Here is an 18,931-nt window from a genome sequence, read left to right as displayed (position 1 = left end):
GCCCGACCTCCGTGAGACAGTTTGTTCAGAGCGTGACACTTCGTTCAGAACAGGAGGTCGGGCGTGCCGAACAACACTGCGGATGCCGTGTTCGCCGCGCTGACACCCGTGATCGACGGCATCGTGGCGACCTTCGGGCGCAGCTGCGAGGTCGTGCTGCACGACTACCGCGACCCGGAACGGTCCGTCGTCGCGGTCGCCGGGTCCGTCACCGGGCGCGTGCCCGGCGACGCGATGAGCGAGATCGGGTTGCGGGTGCTCGGCGCGGGTGCCGACGCCCGCAACGAGGTCGGGTACCTCACCCGCGCGCAGGACGGACGGTTGCTCAAGTGCACGACGCTGCCGTTGCGCGACATTGACGGGACGTTGATCGGCGCGCTGTGCATCAACATCGACGTGTCCGCCATCAACCGCGCCACCGGCGTGCTGTCGGACCTGCTCGGACTGTCCGCCGTGCAGGACACCGGCGCGACGACGAACTTCTCCGGCGACCTGGACCAGGTGGTCGAGTCGCTGATCGAACGGGCCGAACGCGCGCACGCCGTGCCCGTCGCCGCGCTCGGTCGTGACGAACGGCTGGTGCTCGTGCGGTCGTTGAACGAGGCCGGGGTGTTCAGCCTGCGCGGCGCGCCCGCACGCATCGCGAAGCGGCTGGGCATCTCCCGCACCGGCCTGTACAACGACCTCGCCGAACTCAAGAAGGACAAGCCGTGACGACGTTCATCAGTGAGGCCCAGTCGGCGGCGCTCGTCGACGACGAACTGGCGCTGGAGGCGGCGAGGGAGGCGTTCCTCGCGACCGGCACGACATTCCCGGTCGTGATCGGGCATTCCTCGTCTCCGCACAACAGGTTCACCCTCAAGTCCGGCTCCGCGGGCGACCTCGCCGGCGTGAAGATCGGCAGTTTCTGGCCGGACAACACGGATCTGCCCCGCCACAGCTCCACGATCGTGCTGCTCGACCCGGCCACCGGACGGCTCAGCGCCGTCGTCGAGGCGGCCGCCGCCAACGCCTACCGCACGGCCGCCGCCGACGCGCTGGCCGTCAGCACGCTGGCCCGCGCCGATTCCCGCACGCTGACCGTGATCGGCACCGGGCACCAGGCGCTGCACGAGGTACGTGCGGTCAGCCGGGTGCGACCGATCGACCGCGTGCTCGTCGTCGGCCGTCGTGCCGACGCGGCACGGGAGTTCGCCGTCGCTGTGACGGCGCGGACAGGGCTGCCCGCCGAACCTTCCGACGTCCAGGCCGCAGTCGCCGCGGCGGACGTGCTGGTCACCGCCACCACCTCCCGGCAGCCCCTGTTCGACGCGAGCTGGATCGCACCGGGCACGCACGTCTCCGCCATGGGCGCCGACGGTCCAGGCAAGCAGGAACTGCCCGTCGCGCTGTACGACCGCGCGTCGCTGTTCTGCGACCTGCCGGAGCAGTCACGCGCGATCGGCGAGTTCCAGCACGCGCCGACCACGCCCGTCGCTCTCGGGGCGGTGCTCACCGGCGACGCCGTCGGCCGGACCTCGCCCGAGGAAATCACCGTCTTCGACAGCTCCGGCTTCGCCCTGCAGGACCTCACCCTCGCCGCCGCTCTGCTGCGCCGCCACTCGTCAGGAGCCTCCGAGTGACCACTGTGGACACGCCGTTCGCCGTGCTCGACACCGACCGGCTCGACCGCAACGCGGCGCGGCTGCGCGACCACCTCGCCACGCTCGGCGTGCCGCTTCGCCTGCACGTCAAGACGTCCAAGTCCGTCGAGGTCGCCCAGCGCGTGCACGGGAACGGGCCGATCACCGTGTCGACGCTCGCCGAGGCCGAGCACTTCGCCGACGCGGGTTACCGGGACGTCCTCTACGCCGTCGGCATCGACCCGCACAAGCTCCCGCGCGTCGCCGCTCTCCTGCGCCGTGGCGTGCACTTGACCGTCCTGCTCGACTCCCTCGCGCAGGCCGAGGCCGTGACTTCTTTCGCGCACAAGGAGAACCTCCGCGTCCCGGCGTTGGTCGAGATCGACTGCGACGGGCACCGCGGCGGTGTCGCGGCCACCGATCCGGCGCTGCCCGAGATCGGCTGGGCGCTGGGCGCCAACCTCGCCGGTGTCCTCACCCATGCGGGAGAGTCCTACTTCGCCTATACACCAGGGGCTCTGCGGGAAGCCGCGCAGAACGAACGCGACGTCGCCGTCGCGGCGGCCACCACGTTGCGTGGCGCCGGGCTCCCGTGCGAGGTCGTGAGCGTCGGCTCCACGCCCACCGCCCACGCCGCGACGGACCTGACCGGCGTCACCGAGGTCCGCGCGGGCAACTACGTGTTCTTCGACCTGGTTATGGCCGGCATCGGCGTCTGCACCACCGACGACCTCGCCCTCACCGTGGCCGTCACGGTGATCGGCCACCAGCCCGGCCGGAACCAGGTGATCACCGACGGCGGCTGGATGGCCACCTCACGCGACCGGGGCACGCAGGCGCAGGCCGTCGACCAGGGGTACGGCCTCGTCGCCGACGCCGACGGCCGGCTGATCCCCGGGCTCGTCATGACGGGCGCGAGCCAGGAACACGGTGTCCTCAGCACGCGCGACGGCGAGCCGGTGCCGGACCTGCCGCTCGGCACCCGCCTGCGGATCCTGCCGAACCACGCCTGCGCCACCGCCGCGCAGCACGACCGCTACCACCTCGTGAGCGGTGAGGTCTGGGCCCGCCACCGGGGCTGGTGACGGTCCGAGAACGTCGAGCCAGGGGTGGGCGGGGTGCACGCGGCTCAGCCATCCGCGGAACACGTCGAAGGCGTGGCCGCGGGTCGCCGGATCCCGTAACCACGTCTGGTCGCCAGCACGCCGGCCTCCGCGTCGAACCAGACGCGACCCGCCGACGGTCGAGCGCCCAGCCCGCCGCGACGTACCAGGGGGTGCTCACCCCGGCGAGCCGCCGGGGGATCTCGCCGGGGTGCCACGCGTGCGCCCAGCGGGCCTCCAGTTCCTCGTCGTCGAGCACCACGCCGTTCGTCATGGTCAGGACGATCGCACGTACTGAACCGTTCCGGCGCTCGTTTTCAGGGTGAGAATCGCGTCGGCGACGGAGAAATCAGCGGTCGTCGGCGCGCCACCGGCCGGTTGCAACGTGAGTTTGTCGCCCTGCACCTTGAACGAGCCAATTGCCGTGGTTCCGCCGTCTCGCTCACGTTTGTAGGTGCCGTTCTCGGAGAACGTCAGCGTCTCGAAGATGTCGTCCATGCCCATCCACGAACCGGCCAGGGCGAGCGCGCCACCCGCACCGGCGTCGGCCTTGAGGTAGGTCAGCCCGGCGAGGGTCAGCGTGCCACCGCTGATCGACCAGTCCTCGGTGCTGGACTTGCCGTCGACGCCCGTGAAGGTGATCCGGGCTCCCTTGACCGTCGCCTTGCCGCGCCAGTCGAAGGTGCCGCTGAGCTGGCGAAAGCCGCCGTCTGCGGTCAGCACCAGCTCCAGCAGGCCGGACTTGCTCGTGCTCGCGCTCCACTCGCCCACCAGTTCGGCGGGGAACGGCGTGGCCGGTGCCGGCGGTACCGACCTGGTGGGTTCGGCCGGGGCGGCCGAACCCGTCGGGTCGGCTGGGGTGGTCGAACTCGCGACGTCGGAAGTGCTGGTGACGGCCGGCTGCGGCGGGGGTGTCGAGCCGCACCCGGCGACGAGCATTCCGGCGATCACGGGAATTACCAAAAATAGGTGATGAATTCGCACCTTGGCGATCATTTCGCCTCCTTCCTGCTTCCCGTCGCGTTCACCACCTCCATTGTTAGCTATTTCTGCGGACTTTCTCGGAACAATTGTCGGACCAGCTCGATTCCACCGCCGGTGGAACACTCACCGCAGGCGGGCGCGCACCAGGTTGGGGTCCTTCGCGGTGAGGTAGGCGGCGCTCGGCACGTAGACGTCGCGGCCGCGCAGCGCGACCGTCGTCGGGCCCTGCAGGCCGTCGGCCTCGGTCAGCACCACGGTGTGGGTGCCGTCGGGCCTGACGAGCGCCACCTGGTTGACGGTGTCCAGCGCGGCGAGGATCTCGGTGCCGCGGCCGGTGAAGGCGAAGTCGTCGATGCCGGCCAGCCCCGTGGCGACCACCCGCGTGTCACCTGCGGTTCCGCCGGCCCGCACCGGGATGCGCACGATCGTCCCGCGGTCGAGGTTGGTCACCCAGACCGCGCCGTCGCGCACGCGGAGGCCGTTCGCGCCGAGGAAGCCGGCGGGAGCGAGCTCCTGGCCGGACGACCAGACCGTGGCGGTGCCGCCGGACGCGGGCACCCGCCAGATCGCGCCGGTGGAGTCCGCGACGTAGAGCGTGCGGTGGTCGAGCGCGATGCCGTTCGGGAGGCTGGTGGCGGGCAACGCCGCGATGCGCCGCGGGGTGCCGCCGGGGCGCAGGCTCCACACGCCGGTCAGGTCCGCGGTGCCGGTGGCGTACGCGAAGTACAGCGTGCCGTCGGGGGCGCGTTCGATGCCGACCGTCAGCGGGAAGCCCAGCGCGGGCGTGCCGGTCCCGCCGTCCGCGGGCGCGGGCAGCGTGGCCAGGATGCGGACGCGGCCGCCGGGCGTGATCTCAGCGATCTGCCGGGCCTTGGCGAACGTGACGTACGCCGTGCCGTTCGGGGCGAACACCATGCTTTCGGGCGTCTGCCCCTTGGCCAGGTCGAAGTGCTGGACGATTTGCGCCGCGCACAACGGGTACGTGGCGGCCGACGCCGGAGCTGGAATGAGGGTGGTCGCGGCCAGAACGGCGGCGACGAGGGTCTTCCGGGCGTGCTTCGCGGACATGTTTCCTCACTGTTTTCGAGCATGCGGCAGCGCCGCATGCCTTGCTGGATGCGTTCGAGGGTCAGGCCGTGGCCTGGGCGAGCAGGGCCAGTGCGGTGTGCGACGACGACCCCGGTCGCGCGGTGGCCACCACGACGCTCGGGCCCGGACCGTTCGTCAGGGTCTGCTGCGTGACGGTCAGCGGGCCGACCAGCGGGTGCCGCATCTCGTACACGGCCGTCGCACAGGCTTTGACGCGGTGGTCAGCCCACATCGAGGCGAACTCCGTGCTCTTCGCGCTCAGCTGCCCGACCAGTTCGTGCAACGTGGCGTCGTCCGGGTGCAGGCCCACGACCAGGCGCAGGTTCCCCACCACCGCCCTGGCCTTGCTCGGCCAGTCCGCGTAGAGCTCGCGGGTGTGCGGGTCGAGGAACACGAGCCGTGCCATGTTGGGCCGGTCCGCCTTCTCCTGCACGGCGTGGAAGTCGAGGTGACCGGCGAACAGCGCGTGCCCGAGTCCGTTCCACGCCAGCACGTCGCTGCGCCGGCCGAGGACGACGGCGGGAACGCCCGCCAGCGCGGTGAGCAACTGGCCGGTGGCCTCGTCGACGCGTTCGGGGGCGGGCCTGCGCACGCGCGCCTGCTTCACCGGCTTGGCCAGCACGTGCAGGTGCTGCCGTTCGGACTCGTCCAGCCGCAACGCGGTGGCGAGCGCGTCCAGCACCTCGGGTGAGGCGCTCGTCGAATGCCCCTGTTCGAGCCGCGTGTAGTAGAAGCTGCTCACCCCGGCCAGCCGGGCGAGCTCGTCGCGGCGCAGGCCGGGCACGCGGCGGCGTTCGTCGTACGTCCGCACGCCCACGTCCTCGGGACGAAGCTGCGAGCGCCGCGTCTTGAGGAAGTCTCCGAGGCGTGCGGTGTCGTTCATGGATTCGAGTATGTGCCCGATCCGGACGCCTTACCTCTCCCTGCCGGGGATACGCAGGACCGGGAGTGGTTCGGGCTCCCGCCGCCCGGTCGGATGGTGCTGTCACCACCGAACCGAGGGACTTCACCATGAACCTGTCCGAGTTGACCTTCACCCGTCACGCGTGGGTCGACGCCGCTCCCGCCGACGTCTACCGGCTCGTCAGCGACGTGTCCGCGATCGGCCGCTGGAGTCCGAACGCGAGCGACGTCGCCTACGACGAGGGCGCCGGCCCCGAGGTCGGCGCGTGGTTCAGCGGCCACAACCGCAAGGGCGACAAGGAGTGGACCAGCCGTTCGCAGGTCGTGAGAGCCGAGCCCGGAGCCGCCTTCGCCTTCGTGGTCGGTGGCGCCGAGAACGGCATCGTCGAGTGGAGCTGGACCCTGCGCGCCCAGGGCCGCGGCACGGTGGCGGAGCAGTCCTGGCGCCTGCTCCGCACGGACCCCGTCCTCGGTACCGACCTGATCGGGTTGCGCGACTACATGGCGGCGAGCGCCGAGTCCACGCTCACCGCGCTCGCCGAATGGGTCGCCGAGCAGGGTTCGCGGCCGATCACGACCGCTGGGCTCGCGTAGGGTCGGTCCATGCGCAAAGCGTTGATCGGGCTCGGTGTCCTGCTGGTCGTCATCGGCGCTGTGTGGACCGCACAGGGTCTCGGCTATCTGCAGGGCAGCTTCATGACCGGCGACAGGACGTGGACCACGATCGGGGTGCTCTGCATCGCCGGTGGGCTGGCGCTCGCGATCCACAGCGCTCGCAGGAAGTGAGGCGCTCCACAAGGTCCTCTAAGGACTGACGGGAAGCGGCTGCCGAGCCGCGACAGGACGGCGGGCACGGGGTTTGCGCCGCTCCAGGAGCCAGTCCGTGAGCAGCAACAGCAGCAACGGGCTGAGCCACACCCCGATGCTCGTCGCCGTGTTCCTCATCAGCTCCTCGCTGCCACCGAACGCGGTGTCGACCTGGGGCGTCAGCACGATCACCGCCGGGATGTTGATGACCCGGCTGAGCGCGATCGACATGGCGAGCGCGAAACTCCGCGACATCCAGCGGCGGTGCTCGTCGTACCGCCGCTGCAAGGCCATCCGCAGCCCGATGAGCGTGACGACCAGCCACAGCGTCGATCCCACGAGGTTCGCCACCAGCACCGACGGGCCCGCTGACGTGTACCAGCCGATGTAGAGGCCGAGCACCCCGGCGGGCAGCGCCCCGGCGTAGACGTAGATCCGCCCGGTGACGCGGTGCCCGGCGCGATGACGTGCGCGGAACGCCGGCCAGACCTGGAAGCAGGCCGTGGCCATGGCGACGGTGCCGAACAGGACGTGCGCGACCAGCAGCGGGTAGTAGAAGTCGTTGCCCTCCGGTGGTTTCAGGCGCGAGTGCGCCGGGTCGAAGGTCAGGTAGGGCGGCACGGAGAACGCCAGGAACGCCGCCACCACCAGCATCAGCGGCACGATCCAGGGGCGGCGCCACCAGACGGTCTGCTGGCGTGGCGGAGCCGGGGCTTGCGTCGAGGTCATCGTGCGTCCGTTCGTGGCGGGGACTCGAAACTACGTACACCATACATAGAAACGTATGATGTACATAGTTTTAGGATGACACCGGGCAACCGGACGGGATGGCGCATGACGACACGTGACAGCAAGGACTCCGACCTGCAACGCAGCCTCACGCTGCTGTGGGCGGGCCGCCGCCGCGGTCAGCGCGGGCCCCGGTCCCGGCTCAGCGTCGAGCTGATCGCGCAGGCCGCGGTGCGGGTCGCGGACGCCGACGGACTGGAGGCGGTGTCGATGCAGCGCGTCGCCGCCGAGCTCGGGTACTCGACGATGTCGCTCTACAACCACGTCCCGAGCAAGGACCTGCTGCTGGAGGTGGCGGCCGACGTCGGCGCGGGCGCTCCCCCCGACCTCGACGAGGCCGCGGACTTCCGGGCGGCGGTGCGGCAGTGGGTGGCCGCGCTGTGGGCCGGTTTCCACCAGCGTCCGTGGATCCTGCGGGTGCCGCTCGATCACGCGCCCGTGGGCCCCCACCAGCTCGCCTGGCTCGACCGCCTGCTGCGACCGCTGCTCGCGGCCGGCCTGCCGGGCGCGGAGGCGAGGGCGGCCGCGCTGCACCTGACCGCGGTCGTCCGCGGCACCGCGCAGATCAGCACGAGCATGAGCGGGGAACACAAGCGCGACAACGGGTTCCCGCGCACTGACACAGACCTCGCGCACGTCGTGACCGAGCTGCTCGACCCCGCCGAGTACCCCGCGCTGACGGCCATCCACGCGGCCGAGCTCGCGGACCCAGGGCAGCCCGACGGTGACGCCCTGCCGTTCGAGCTCGGGTTCGGCGTCGACCGGTTCCTGGACGGCGTCGAGGGCTGGGTGGCCGCGAAGTCACGCCGCTAGTCACTTGCGCCGCCTGCTACGGTTTCCTCGATGATCACCAACTCGAGCAGATCGGGGGTCCAGTTCACCGAAGGTGAGTGCTGATGCACCACTCGACCGTGAACGGACGTTCCCGCCTCACATTCTGGTCGCACGTGCGCGAGTTCGCCGTGCCGGCGTCGATGATCGAATCCGCGGCCGCCCGCCGTCAGGCAGGCGACTGGTCGGCAGCCTGTGCTGCCGCGCGGGTCGACGTCGACCTCCACCTCCGCGGCCTGGCCCGCACGCACGGCAGGCAGTTCGCGGACGTGGTCCGCGCCGACCTGCGTCACCTGGCCCCGGACCTGCTCCGGTGGCACTTCCCGAGGATCAGGCCCGACGGGTTGTTGCGGCCCGGCCTCACCGCGTCCCTCGCCCGGTATCGCCTCGACGGTGACGACGAGGTGCATCTCGTCGCGCGCACTCCGCCGGCCTGGGCTGATGCGGGGCAACGGATCAGCCTCGCGCTGTGGGAGCCTTCCGGGCCCCTGAGCAGGGCGGGCGGACATCCGCACCCGCGCCCGAATCGGCGTTTCCGGCTCGACCTGCACCGGCACCTGTGGGACGTGCGCCGAACCTCGGAGCTGCGCGAACGTGCCGGGGTCGAGCAGTGGGTCACGGCCGACCATCCGGCGGACGGCCGGGCGGCACACCGATGGGCGGCCGAGGCCGCGCTGCTGCTCCGCGCGGAGGGACGTGCGGACGGCGCCGTCGTCGTCAGACTCGGTGCACGGCAACGGATCGTGCTCGGCTCGGACGAGGCCCGGCATCGCAGCACGGGATCGGGTCGCCTCGACGCGTCCTCGCATCGCAGCACGGGGCCGGGCCTTCGCGACGCGTCCTCGCATCGCAGCAACGGGCCGGGCCTTCGCGACGCGTCCGGGCGTCAAGGCACGATCCTGCCGGACGCGGCGACCTGGGTGCTGCCCGACCTGGAGCTGTGGCACGCCGGCGCGATCGACGCCGACCGGCTGCATCCCCTCGTCCGGTCGGCGCTGCTGCCGGACCACCCACCGGCGGACTCGGCGCGAAGTCCTGACGGCGCAGGCATTCCACGGCTCGTCGACTGTCGTGGCAGCACGCACCGGATCGGCGTGGTGAACGGGGTGCTCACCCCGCTCGACCACGACCCCGACGACCTCCGCCGCGAGGCACTGCTGGTCGCGCTCGGCGGGACGGGACTGCCCTGCCTGCAGGCGATCGACGCCGCGCACCGGCATCCGGAGGACCTCGACGACGTCCGCGCCCGCCTCGACCACGGTGACGTGGCCGGGGCCCTGGCGATCGTCGAGGACCTGCTCGGACCGGACGCGCTGCTGCTCAGCGGAGAGCTGCGCGACGAGCTGCAGACAGCGGCCGAGCGCAAGGTGGTGCACGGGCTGTACCGGGCGGAACTCCACGACGTCCGCGCGCTCCCGTCCACCAAGGACACCCTGCTGACGAGCGCCCGCGCCCGACGGCGGCACGCGGCTTTTCGCCGCCCCTGACTCACTGCCCTCCCGGCCGTTGCCCGGCCGACGACTCGACCCAAGGTGACCGAACATGACTGTCCACAAAGGATCCACGAATGCCCGGCAGCTTGACGTGGCCGCTGATCTGCTCGCCCTGCTCGGCGACACCTCCACCGAACCTCGGGCCGATCCCCAGCTCGAAGCCCTGACGCTGGCCGTGTCCGCCGACCTGCCGGTGCTGCTCTGGGGCGAGCCGGGCATCGGCAAGACCGCGGCCCTCACCCAGCTCGCCGACACCCTCGAACTCCCGCTGACCACGGTGATCGCCAGCGTGCACGAGCCCTCCGACTTCTCCGGACTGCCGGTGGTCGGCGACGACCCCGCGACCCAGGGCGTCCCGATGGCGCCTCCCGACTGGGCGGTGCGCCTGGTCGAGGCCGGGCGCGGACTGCTGTTCCTGGACGAGCTGTCCACGGCCCCGCCCGCCGTCCAGGCCGCGTTGCTGCGGGTCGTCCTCGAACGCAGGGTGGGCGCGCTGCGCCTGCCGCCGGGCGTCCGGATCGTCGCCGCCGCCAACCCGCGGTCCTCGGCCGCCGACGGCTGGGAGCTGAGTCCGCCGCTGGCCAACAGGTTCGTCCATCTCAAGTGGACGTTCGAACACGAGGTCGTGGTGCGCGGGCTGGGCGGGACCTGGCCCGTGGCCGCACTTCCCCGGCTGGCACCGCACCTGCTGGCCGACTCGGTGGCGTTCGCGCGCCGGGCGGTGTGCGAACTGCTGGCCGCGCGGCCGAACCTCGTGCACCAGTTGCCCAAGAACGAGACGCTGCGCGGTGGCGCCTGGCCCTCGCCGCGGAGCTGGGAGATGGCGTTGCGCCTGACCGCGTTCGCGACGGCGGCCGGCACCTCCCGTGACGTGCTGTCGATGCTGGTGCGCGGCACGGTGGGAGACGGCCCCGGGCTCGAACTGCTGGCGAGCCTCGACCGGATGGACCTGCCGGACCCGGAGGACCTGCTCGCGGACCCGGCGGCCGCGGTGCTGCCCGAACGCGGCGACCTGCGGCAGGTCGTCCTCGACGGCGTGGTCGCGGCGGTGCGCAACCGGCCGGACGAGGCACGCTGGAACGCGGCGTGGAAGCTGCTGACGCTGGCCCTCGAGACCGGTGCCCCGGACCTCGTGGTCGTCCCGGCGTCGACGCTCGCCTCCCTGCGCCAGGAGGACTGGCAGGTGCCCGAGGCGATCGAGCGGCTGGCCGGTGCGGTGTCGCTGTCACAGCGGGCGGACCGCACCGCGGCGATGGCAGGTGGCCGCTGATGACGGCGGGAACCCTGGACGAGGAGAAGCTGTTCGCCGCCCGGCTGTACGCGGTGCGCTGCCGGCCGTACCTGGCGACGGCGTTGTTCGCGCTGAAAGTGGTGGAGTCACGGCACGTTCCGACGATGGCCGTGGACCGGCACTGGCGTTGTTACGTCTCTCCCGCGTTCGTGGACAGGAGACCGGTGCAGGAGCTTGCCGGGGTCTGGGTGCACGAGGTCTCCCACCTCATCCGCGACCACCACGGCCGTGGCGACCGGCACGCGGCGCGCCACGAGCTGTCCGGGCCGGGCGAGCGGCTGCGGATGAACATCGCGGCGGACTGCGAGATCAACGACGACGTCTTCGGCGACGGCCTGGTGTGCCCGAAGGACGCGGTGCGCCCAGCCGACCTCCGGCTGACGGCGGGTCAGCTGATGGAGGACTACCTGCGGCAGTTCCGGCTCGGGCCGCACACCAACGCGTTCGCCTGGCTCGACTGCGGCAGCGGCGCCGATGGCCTGGAACGGCCGTGGGACCTCGGCGCGGACGGCGCGCAGGTGCTCACCGGGCAGGAGCAGGACGCCGTCCGGTTCCGCGTGGCGCAGGCCATCAAGGGCCACCCCGGTTCCGTGCCGCAGGGCTGGCTGCGCTGGGCGGAGGAGGCGTTCCACCCGCCGCAGCCCTGGCGTGAGCTGCTGGGCGCGGCGGTCCGGTCGGCCGTCTCCGGTCCCGGCGTGGGCGAGGACTACACCTACGGCCGGCCTTCGCGCAGGTCGGCCGGTGTGCCCGAGGTGATCATGCCGAGCCTGCGCCGCCGGCCGCCGAAGGTCGTCGTCATCGTCGACACCTCCGGGTCGGTGAGCGACGCCGAGCTCGGCAGCGCGATCCTGGAGATCACCGCGATCGTCCGCGCCGTGGGCGGACGGCGTGATCTCGTCTCCGTGCTGTCGTGCGACGCCGCCGCCCACATCACCGGCCCGCTGTGCCAGGCGGAGGGGATCCCGTTGGTGGGCGGTGGTGGCACGGACCTGCGCGAGGGCTTCGCCAAGGCGCGGCGCTCGCGTCCCGACGTGATCGTCGTCCTGACCGACGGCCAGACGCCCTGGCCCGAGTCGTCGCCCTGCCGGACGGTCGTGGGCCTGTTCCCGCGACCGTCCCAGATCGACGAAGACGATCCCTACTACGTGCCGGACACACCGCCGTCATGGGCGAGGGTGGTCACCATCGGCTGACCGCTCCCGAGCAGTGAAAGCCGTGCACGACGATTTATTCGTTTCACGATGTATATTCCACGCGAAAACCTCGATGAATTTTATTGATACCTCTTGCGAGGTGTCGAACGTATAGTCGCCGCCATGGCATTGGTGCCGAGGCGTCTCCTCGTCGCATTCATCGCGGTTTTCACGGCGTTTTCCCTGGCGGGGTGCAGCGGATCGTTCGCACCCCCGCCTCCGCCGTCGTCGACCTCCCCCGCACCACCGCCCACCTCTGATCCGGCGTGTGCCGGTCCCCCGCCCGCCGGTGATTCGAGTCCGGATCGGATCGTCGGCGAATGGGTCTGCACGGGTTCGTCCACCGAGATGCGGTACCGCTTCTCAGCGGATGGCCGGTACGCCTCCCGGGAAGCCGCGGAATACACCGTGCCGTCGGGTCGCTTCGTCTTCCACCGCATCCAGCAGGGCACGTACACCGCGGCCGGTGACAAGCTCGAACTGAAGCCGGAGAAGTCCACCCGGATCCGGAAGATGCCAGAGGATCCGGCCGGCGACTACCCCGAGGTCCCCGAACCGCTGGAGACAAGGGCCTTCACCTTCCGCGCCGACCTGGACTCGCTGCACCTGCACGAGTCCGGCCGCTACGCCCTCGTGCTGCTGCGGGCCACGTGAGGGCGCGGAGGGTCGTCCAGGTCGTCGCGGTCCTGGTCGGCGCGGCGTGCACGTTCTTCGCCGGCTGGAACTACAGCGACGCGTCCAGCGCGTGGCAGGAGGCGGTCCGGGTCGAGGTCGAGAAGGCCGGGGTCCACCAGGACGAGGTCCGGCAGGTGTACGCGAACGAGGGGCCGTTCGCCTTCCGGGTGGCGGTGCTCCAGATCCGTGCCGCCGCACTGGCACCGTTGGGCGAGAACGCCCGCACGGAACGGACGATCGCCGAGAACTCCGCTTTCGCGTTGCGGCAGGCGTCCGACCCCACGAGCCTCCTCGGCCAACGGCGCTACGACCTGCCCGGTGGCGGCTCAGACCTCGCCCGTCGCCTCGCCGATCTCGGTGCGAAACGGGAGAAACCCCTGCCGGACCCCGATGTTCCCGACCGGGAGGGCGACGAACTGGCCCTGGCCGCGCTCTGGATCTCCGTGATCACCGTGCTCGTCACCGGTGTGGCCGTTGCCGGGGCGTCGGTGCGCGGCAGGGAGTCCTCGCTCCAGCTCGTTCCCCAACCCGGTGCGGTACCCGAGCAGGAACGGCGGCTCACGTTCCTGCTGCTCGCCGTCTGGGCCGCTGGTGTCCTCCTCCCGTTGACACAGCTGGCTTTCAGTTCGCTGGAGCAGCGGCACCAGGCCGATTCGGCACGGCACGCCGTGCAGGCCCGCAGTGCCGAGAGCATCAGCTCGACGCGCACCGAGTTCCGCGTCACCTCCCTCCAGATCGCCCGGGAGGGCAGCGTCGCCGCGACCGCGAGGGAGATCGACGCGGTCTACGGGGACGCGCGGACCGCGGCCCGTGACCTCGCCCGCGCCGAGGCGGACGCGGCCACCCGGAGTGAGGCGGTGGCCGAGAGGATGGCGCGGACGGACGGGGTCGAATCCGGGCTCGCCACCGCGCTCACCTCCAGACCGCACAACTGGGCCGCGCTGAAGGCGTTGTCGGACCGGGAGGCGGACCTGGCGGACGTGTACGGCATGGTGTCGAACACGATGCTCGGCCTGATCGGTTTCCTGGTGCTGGCCGAGGTGCGGGTGCACCTGGTCGCCGAACGACGCAGGCGCCCCCAGCCCGAGCGACGGTCCCTTGCTCGCCGGGACCGTCGCACGGTCGGCCTGTTCTGTCTCGCAGTGGCCGTCGCGGTCGCGCTGTGGCTCGCCCGGCGACGGCGGACTACCGGCCGGGAGTAGCGGGCAGCGCCAGCGCGAGCGCCAGTTCGCCGTCCAGGAACATCAGTCCGCGCTCCTGGAACTGCGTGAACGCGTCCCGCACCGCCTCGACCGGCAGGGCGAGACCCAGTTCCGCGCGGACGGCCGCCGCGGTGCGCGGACGGTCGGTGCAGGCCAGGTAGATCGCCGCGAGCGTGTCGTGGAAGGTGTACGTGCCGTCGCGTCCCTGGTGCCGTGCGTCGTCGATCCGCAGATAGCCCGCCGCCGACCGGTAGACGAGCGTCGGACGGGTGTCCGACCAGGCTCGCGACCAAGCCGTCACCGACTCCTTCAGCGCCGCGTACGCGCTCGCGGGCAACGCGTCGGCCGGTTCGTACTCGAAGAAGTACGCGATCCGATCGAGGTCGACGGTGTCCGGGTAGACGAACCGGTAGCTCGCCTCCGGTCTGGGCGGCGGCAGGCCGAAGCTGTCCGGCCGGGTGTGCATCGGGCTGAAGCGTTCGAGCCAGAGCCGGTCGGCGCTCGCGGGCGGCTGCAGGTGCACGAGGTGCGGGACGACCTTCGCCTGCTCCGCGTAGTCCTCCGCGGTCTCGCCGGGGAAGCCCCACAGGACGTTCCACGCCACACTGATCCCGTAGTACCCGGCCCAGCGCAACAGGTTGACGTTCTGCGCCGCCCGGACGCCCTTGTTCATCAGCCGCAGCACGGCGGAGCTGAGCGACTCCAGACCGGGTTGCAGCCGCGTCACGCCCCCGAGCGCGAGGACCTTCAGCTGCGCCCTGGTGAGGTTCGCCTTGACCTCGTAGAAGAACTCGTAGTCCTCGCCGCGTCCGGCGATCACCGGGAACAGCTCCCGCAGGTACCTCGGGTCGAGGATGTTGTCGACGGCGTCGAACCGCAGCGTGCGGTACCGCCTCGCCTGAGCCGCCAGCTCGGCGAGCACGCGTTGTGGTGACTTGGCGCGGAACTTCATCGTGGTCCCGTTGAGGCCGCAGAACGTGCAGTGGTGCTTGGCTCCCCACCAGCAGCCTCGCGCGGACTCGAACGGGAGCGAGACGTCGTGGACGGGCAGCCCCAGTGCCGCCGCCCGGTCGAAGTACTCGCCGTACTCCGGGTCGGGCAGGTCGTCGAGCCGGTCGTGCGGCGGTGCGGGCGGTGTTGCCACAACCTCGTCGCCCACCCTCCGGGCGACGCCGGGGACCACGCCCGGATCCGTGCCGGCGGCGAGCGCGTCCAGCAGGCGGGGGAAGGCCGTGTCGCCCTCGCCGATGACGGCGAAGTCGACGCAGGGCAGTGACCGCACCAGTTCCAGGCCCATCTCGCCGTCGAAGTTCGCGCCCCCGAACACCGTGACGATGTCCGGGAAGCGCTTCTTCAAGCGCCGTGCGAGCGCCACCGAGGCGGCGGTCTGCTGGAAGGTCGAGCTGAAGCCGACGACGCGCACCCCGCTCCAGTCCACTTCGGACAGAAGCCCGTCCAGGAACGCCGGCACGTCGTGGTCCCGCGTGCGCAGCAGCTCTCCGCCGAGGTGGGCGAGGTCGTCGGCGAACTCCGGCAGCAGCTTGCCCTCCGGGTCCGGGGCGGCGTCGCCGAAGGCCTGCACGGCGAACAACCACTCGCCGACCAGCCTCCCGCACTGGTCGGCGAGCTGCCGGTAGTGGCGCGTCCCGATCCTGGCCGCGAAGTCGAGGTTCGCGTGCAGCGTGCGCACCGGGAACCCCTCCCGGCGCACGATCGCGGCGAGCAGTCCCAGCTGGATGGACGGGCGGTCGGCGTGCATGAAGGGCATGGACACGACGACCACCGGCCACGCGGCGCGATCAGTCGTTGTCGTCGTCATCGTCCTGCGCGGGCTCGGGCGGGGTGCCGGGGTGGGTGCCCCGCAGGACCATCGGGGGCGCCGGCATCGCCGGCGCGGGCGCGCCGCGCGTGACCATGCCGCGCGAGACCATGTCGAACAGGGGTGGCGCGGGTGGGGGCGGGAAGGTCGCGTACTCCAGCAGGAGCTCGACCGTCTTCGGCGGGAACGGCGTGAACGCCTCGTCGAACTGCGCTCGGAACTCCAGCTCGTCCGGTCTGTCCTGGACCTCGGTGATGTGGCTCGCCACCTTGAGGATCGCGGCCAGCAGCGCCCGCTGGTCGGTGGTCAGGTCCAGCGCCTTCAGCACAGCGAAGAGACCGGTGGGGTCGTCAGTCATCGTCAGCCTTTCGTCGGAGCTTCGCCCGCACCTTGCGGGCGTCGAGATGTCCCAGCTGGTCGAGGATCTCCAGGGCCTGTCCCCAGACGGCGCGAGCCGCGTCCGGGTCGCCGGCGTGGTCGTGCGCGTCACCCAGCGACCTCAGCGCGTACGCCTCGTTGAAGCGGTAACCGGTTTCGCGGAACAGGCCGACGGCCGCCCGGTAGCAGTCGATCGAGCGCGCGTGGTGGCCGAGGTGGTCGTGCGAGTACCCGAGGCTGTGCCACGTCTGGCCCGCGCCGAGCTGGTCGCCCAGCGCGGTCTGCAGCCGCAGCGCCCGTTCGCAGTGGTCGATGGCCGCCTCGTGGTCGCCGGACAGCGCGTGGAACCAGCCGACCGCGTTGAGGCACTTGGCCTGCCCCGCCTCGTGCCCGGCCCTGCCGAACAGGTCGAGCGCCTGCTCGGCCTGCGCGAGCGCCTCCGCGACGCGCTCCTGGCGTTCGAGCATCCAGCAGAGGTAGTACCGCACGTGCGCCTGACCGACCTGGTCGTCGGCGTCGCGGTACAGGTCGAGCGCCACCGCGAACCGGAAGCGGGCGTCCTCGAACCTCTCCAGCCAGACCTCGGTGCACCCGACGTAGCACTGCGCGAAGGCCTGCTTGAGCGGGTCGCCCAACCGGCGCGCGGCGGCGAGCGCCACCGTGAGGGACTCGATCTCGTCGTGCCACTGTCCTTGGTGGGCCAGGAAACGCCTTGTCGTCCACACCAGTTCCCACACCTGGGCGTCGAACTCGACCGGCTGGTGCACCGCGGCGAGCAGCACCCGTCGCTCGGCGTGGAACCAGGCGAGCGCCGAGCCGTGGCCGTCCGCCCGTTCCGGCACGACTCCGGGCGCGAGCGGGGTCAGGGCGGGTGGTTCCTCGCGGCGCGGGTCGAGCAGTCCGTCGGCGTGGTTCGCGCTGTGCACGTAGTGACCGAGCATCCGGCGGACGGCCGCGTGCCGCTCGGGTTCGGGGTCGAGGGTGCGCGCCTGTTCCGACGCGTAGGCGCGCAGCAGGTCGTGGCAGGTGAAACGGCCGGGGCTGTGCTCGGCGACGAGGTGCGCGTCGGCCAGTTCGGCCAGCAGCGGGCGCACGTCCCTGACCGGCACCCCGGCGAGGCTCGCCGCGGCGCGGGTGCCGAGGTCGGGGCCGGGGTGCAGGCCGATCAGCCGGAACAGCCGTGCGGCGGCGGCACCGAGTTGCAGGTAGGACCACGAGAACACGGCCCGCGGGTCCGTCGCCGGGTCGACGTGGGAGAACTCGTCCAGCCCGCCACGCGTCCCGTGCAGTTCGCGGGCGAGTGCGGCGAGGCGGAACCGGGGGTGCATCGCGGCGCGGGCGGCCACCACCGCGAGCGCCAGCGGCAGCCTCGCGCACAGGGCCACGATCTCGTCGACCGCTTCGGGTTCGGCCGCGGTCCGTTGTGCGCCGAGGCGTCCGGCCAGCAGGTCGCGTGCCTCCTGGTCGTCCAGGAGGTCGAGCGGCACCGGGCGGGCGCCCTCGGTGACGAGGCCCGCGAGCTGGCTGCGACTGGTCACCACGGCGAGGCAGCCCGGTGCGCCGGGCAGCAGCGGACGGACCTGCTCGGCGTCGCGCGCGTTGTCCAGCACCACCAGCACCCGGCGGTTCGCGAGGAGGCTGCGGTAGAGCCCGACCTGCGCGTCGAGGCTCGCGGGGAGCTGTCCTGACGGGACCTCGAACGCGTCCAGGAAGCCGCGCACCGCCTCGGACGGGGTGACCGGGGACCCGGTCGGGTCGAACCCCCGGAGGTTCACGTACAGCTGCCCGCCGGGGAACTCGGCACGCGCCCGGTGTGCCCAGTGGACGGTCAGCGTGGTCTTGCCGACGCCCGCCGTCCCGGACACCACGACGATCCCGGCTGCCTCGCCGAGGCTCCGCAGTTCCTCGGCCCGCCCGGCGAAACCGGGGACGTCCGGCGGCAGCTGCGCGGGCGTCGCCACCGCGCGTTCCGAGGCCGGTGCCGGCAGGTCGCCGCGCAGGATCGCGCTGTGCAGCGCCCTCAGCTCGGGTCCCGGGTCGGTGCCGAGCTCCTCGGCGAACCGCCTTCGCACGACGCTGTAGCGCTCGACGGCCTCCGCGTCCCGGCCCGCCGCGTGCAACGCGCGCATGAGCAGGCCTTCGAGAGGTTCGGCGAGCGGGGTACTCCGCGACCAGGTCGGGCAGCGTCGTGATCACCCCGTCGAAGCGGCCGAGCCGGAGTTCCACCTCGCCCCACAGCACGATCGCGTCCAGCCGTCTGCGGTGCCAGCTGTCGCGGACCTGCTCCACCCACTCCCCCGTGACGCCCGCGAGCGGAACCCCGCGCCACAGCCCCAGCGCCTCCGTCAGCACGGCCGCGCGGTCGGCGTCCCGGCCCCGTGCGTCCCGGCCCTGGTCGACCAGCCGGGAGAACCGGTGCAGGTCCACCAGATCGGGATCGACGTCGAGGACGTAGCCGGCATTCCTGCGGTCGACCCGCGCGATTTCACCGGCGGCCCTGAGCAATTGCCGAATTCGACTCAAATGGGAATACAGCACGTTGCGCGCCTGCACGGGTGGATCGTCGTTCCACACCCGGTCGATCAGCAGCTCGACGGCGACCGGCCGGCCCGCGTCCACCGCGAGTGCGGCCAGCACGGCCTGCTGCCGGGGCGTGCCGACGTCGAGCAGCCCGCCCTCCACCCGCAGCTGCACCTCCCCGAACAGCCGGAGTTCCATGCCGCGAACCCCCGATTTTCGACGGGTCACGAAA

General features: G+C 71.8%; 18 protein-coding genes and 1 pseudogene. 11 read left to right on the top strand and 8 right to left on the bottom strand.

Features of this window, described 5'->3' with window-relative positions:
* The first annotated feature begins 63 nt into the window (after positions 1-63).
* Genes IEY88_RS05265 through IEY88_RS05255 form a run of 3 tightly spaced genes read left to right on the top strand, consistent with a single transcriptional unit; the run spans position 64 to position 2,707 of the window.
* Positions 64-714, top strand: coding sequence for a helix-turn-helix transcriptional regulator (locus IEY88_RS05265; protein WP_189153360.1), 651 nt, complete (start codon positions 64-66; stop codon positions 712-714).
* Positions 711-1,622, top strand: a complete 912-nt coding sequence (locus tag IEY88_RS05260) for an ornithine cyclodeaminase family protein (RefSeq protein WP_189153359.1) — start codon at positions 711-713, stop codon at positions 1,620-1,622. The genes IEY88_RS05265 and IEY88_RS05260 overlap by 4 nt, the downstream gene beginning before the upstream one ends.
* On the top strand, positions 1,619-2,707 hold the full coding sequence (locus IEY88_RS05255) for an alanine racemase (RefSeq protein ID WP_189153358.1): 1,089 nt from the start codon (positions 1,619-1,621) through the stop codon (positions 2,705-2,707). Before IEY88_RS05260 ends, IEY88_RS05255 begins: the two co-directional genes overlap by 4 nt.
* Positions 2,708-3,001: 294 nt before the next feature.
* Here the strand turns inward: IEY88_RS05255 and IEY88_RS05250 are convergent, their stop codons facing one another.
* The 3 genes from IEY88_RS05250 to IEY88_RS05240 all read right to left on the bottom strand — a co-directional run bounded on the left by IEY88_RS05250 (position 3,002) and on the right by IEY88_RS05240 (position 5,681).
* Complete coding sequence (locus IEY88_RS05250; protein WP_189153357.1) at positions 3,002-3,721, bottom strand: DUF5640 domain-containing protein; 720 nt, start codon at positions 3,719-3,721, stop codon at positions 3,002-3,004.
* A 111-nt stretch (positions 3,722-3,832) separates the two neighbouring features.
* On the bottom strand, positions 3,833-4,777 hold the full coding sequence (locus IEY88_RS05245) for an SMP-30/gluconolactonase/LRE family protein (protein WP_189153356.1): 945 nt from the start codon (positions 4,775-4,777) through the stop codon (positions 3,833-3,835).
* A 61-nt stretch (positions 4,778-4,838) separates the two neighbouring features.
* Positions 4,839-5,681, bottom strand: coding sequence for a helix-turn-helix domain-containing protein (locus IEY88_RS05240; protein WP_189153355.1), 843 nt, complete (start codon positions 5,679-5,681; stop codon positions 4,839-4,841).
* Positions 5,682-5,809: 128 nt separating this feature from the next.
* Here IEY88_RS05240 and IEY88_RS05235 point away from each other — a divergent pair, with 128 nt between their 5' ends.
* Positions 5,810-6,295: an SRPBCC family protein gene (locus tag IEY88_RS05235; RefSeq protein WP_189153354.1), complete on the top strand. Its 486-nt coding sequence runs from the start codon at positions 5,810-5,812 to the stop codon at positions 6,293-6,295.
* A 9-nt stretch (positions 6,296-6,304) separates the two neighbouring features.
* The gene (locus tag IEY88_RS05230) at positions 6,305-6,487 is read left to right on the top strand and encodes a hypothetical protein (RefSeq protein ID WP_189153353.1); all 183 of its coding nucleotides are present in this window, start codon (positions 6,305-6,307) and stop codon (positions 6,485-6,487) included.
* An 18-nt stretch (positions 6,488-6,505) separates the two neighbouring features.
* Here IEY88_RS05230 and IEY88_RS05225 read toward each other — a convergent pair whose 3' ends face one another.
* Entirely contained in the window at positions 6,506-7,237 is a 732-nt protein-coding gene (locus IEY88_RS05225) for a DUF2306 domain-containing protein (RefSeq protein ID WP_229693089.1), read from the bottom strand.
* A gap of 105 nt (positions 7,238-7,342) precedes the next feature.
* Between IEY88_RS05225 and IEY88_RS05220 the strand changes: the two genes are divergently transcribed.
* From IEY88_RS05220 to IEY88_RS05195, 6 genes are all read left to right on the top strand, one after another.
* Positions 7,343-8,110: a TetR/AcrR family transcriptional regulator gene (locus IEY88_RS05220; RefSeq protein WP_189153352.1), complete on the top strand. Its 768-nt coding sequence runs from the start codon at positions 7,343-7,345 to the stop codon at positions 8,108-8,110.
* 83 nt (positions 8,111-8,193) lie between these two features.
* A complete protein-coding gene (locus IEY88_RS05215; RefSeq protein WP_189153351.1) occupies positions 8,194-9,615 on the top strand; it encodes a hypothetical protein in 1,422 nt (473 codons plus the stop codon).
* 55 nt (positions 9,616-9,670) lie between these two features.
* Positions 9,671-10,891 carry an AAA family ATPase gene (locus IEY88_RS05210; protein WP_189153350.1) on the top strand — a complete coding sequence of 407 codons (1,221 nt, stop codon included), beginning with the start codon at positions 9,671-9,673 and terminating at the stop codon, positions 10,889-10,891.
* Entirely contained in the window at positions 10,891-12,105 is a 1,215-nt protein-coding gene (locus IEY88_RS05205; protein WP_189153349.1) for a vWA domain-containing protein, read from the top strand. Before IEY88_RS05210 ends, IEY88_RS05205 begins: the two co-directional genes overlap by 1 nt.
* Before the next feature lie 408 nt (positions 12,106-12,513).
* Positions 12,514-12,759 carry a hypothetical protein gene (locus IEY88_RS05200; protein WP_189153348.1) on the top strand — a complete coding sequence of 82 codons (246 nt, stop codon included), beginning with the start codon at positions 12,514-12,516 and terminating at the stop codon, positions 12,757-12,759.
* Positions 12,756-13,982 (top strand): hypothetical protein, encoded by a 1,227-nt coding sequence (locus IEY88_RS05195; protein WP_189153347.1) that lies wholly within the window; start codon positions 12,756-12,758, stop codon positions 13,980-13,982. Before IEY88_RS05200 ends, IEY88_RS05195 begins: the two co-directional genes overlap by 4 nt.
* Here the strand turns inward: IEY88_RS05195 and IEY88_RS05190 are convergent.
* From IEY88_RS05190 to IEY88_RS44045, 4 genes and pseudogenes are all read right to left on the bottom strand, one after another.
* Positions 13,966-15,801 (bottom strand): RiPP maturation radical SAM C-methyltransferase, encoded by a 1,836-nt coding sequence (locus tag IEY88_RS05190; RefSeq protein ID WP_189153346.1) that lies wholly within the window; start codon positions 15,799-15,801, stop codon positions 13,966-13,968. The two genes, IEY88_RS05195 and IEY88_RS05190, sit on opposite strands and share 17 nt — an antisense overlap.
* Positions 15,782-16,159, bottom strand: a complete 378-nt coding sequence (locus IEY88_RS05185; protein WP_189153345.1) for a hypothetical protein — start codon at positions 16,157-16,159, stop codon at positions 15,782-15,784. Before IEY88_RS05185 ends, IEY88_RS05190 begins: the two co-directional genes overlap by 20 nt.
* Complete coding sequence (locus tag IEY88_RS44050; protein WP_268241209.1) at positions 16,152-18,308, bottom strand: ATP-binding protein; 2,157 nt, start codon at positions 18,306-18,308, stop codon at positions 16,152-16,154. The genes IEY88_RS05185 and IEY88_RS44050 overlap by 8 nt, the downstream gene beginning before the upstream one ends.
* Before the next feature lie 106 nt (positions 18,309-18,414).
* Positions 18,415-18,897: pseudogene (locus tag IEY88_RS44045) on the bottom strand (AfsR/SARP family transcriptional regulator); the annotation flags it as partial.
* Between the last annotated feature and the right edge of the window lie 34 nt (positions 18,898-18,931).

The organism is Lentzea pudingi (assembly GCF_014646255.1).
In the GTDB taxonomy this organism is placed as follows: Bacteria; Actinomycetota; Actinomycetes; order Mycobacteriales; family Pseudonocardiaceae; genus Lentzea; species Lentzea pudingi.
This window is presented reverse-complemented; position numbering and strand designations above follow the sequence as displayed.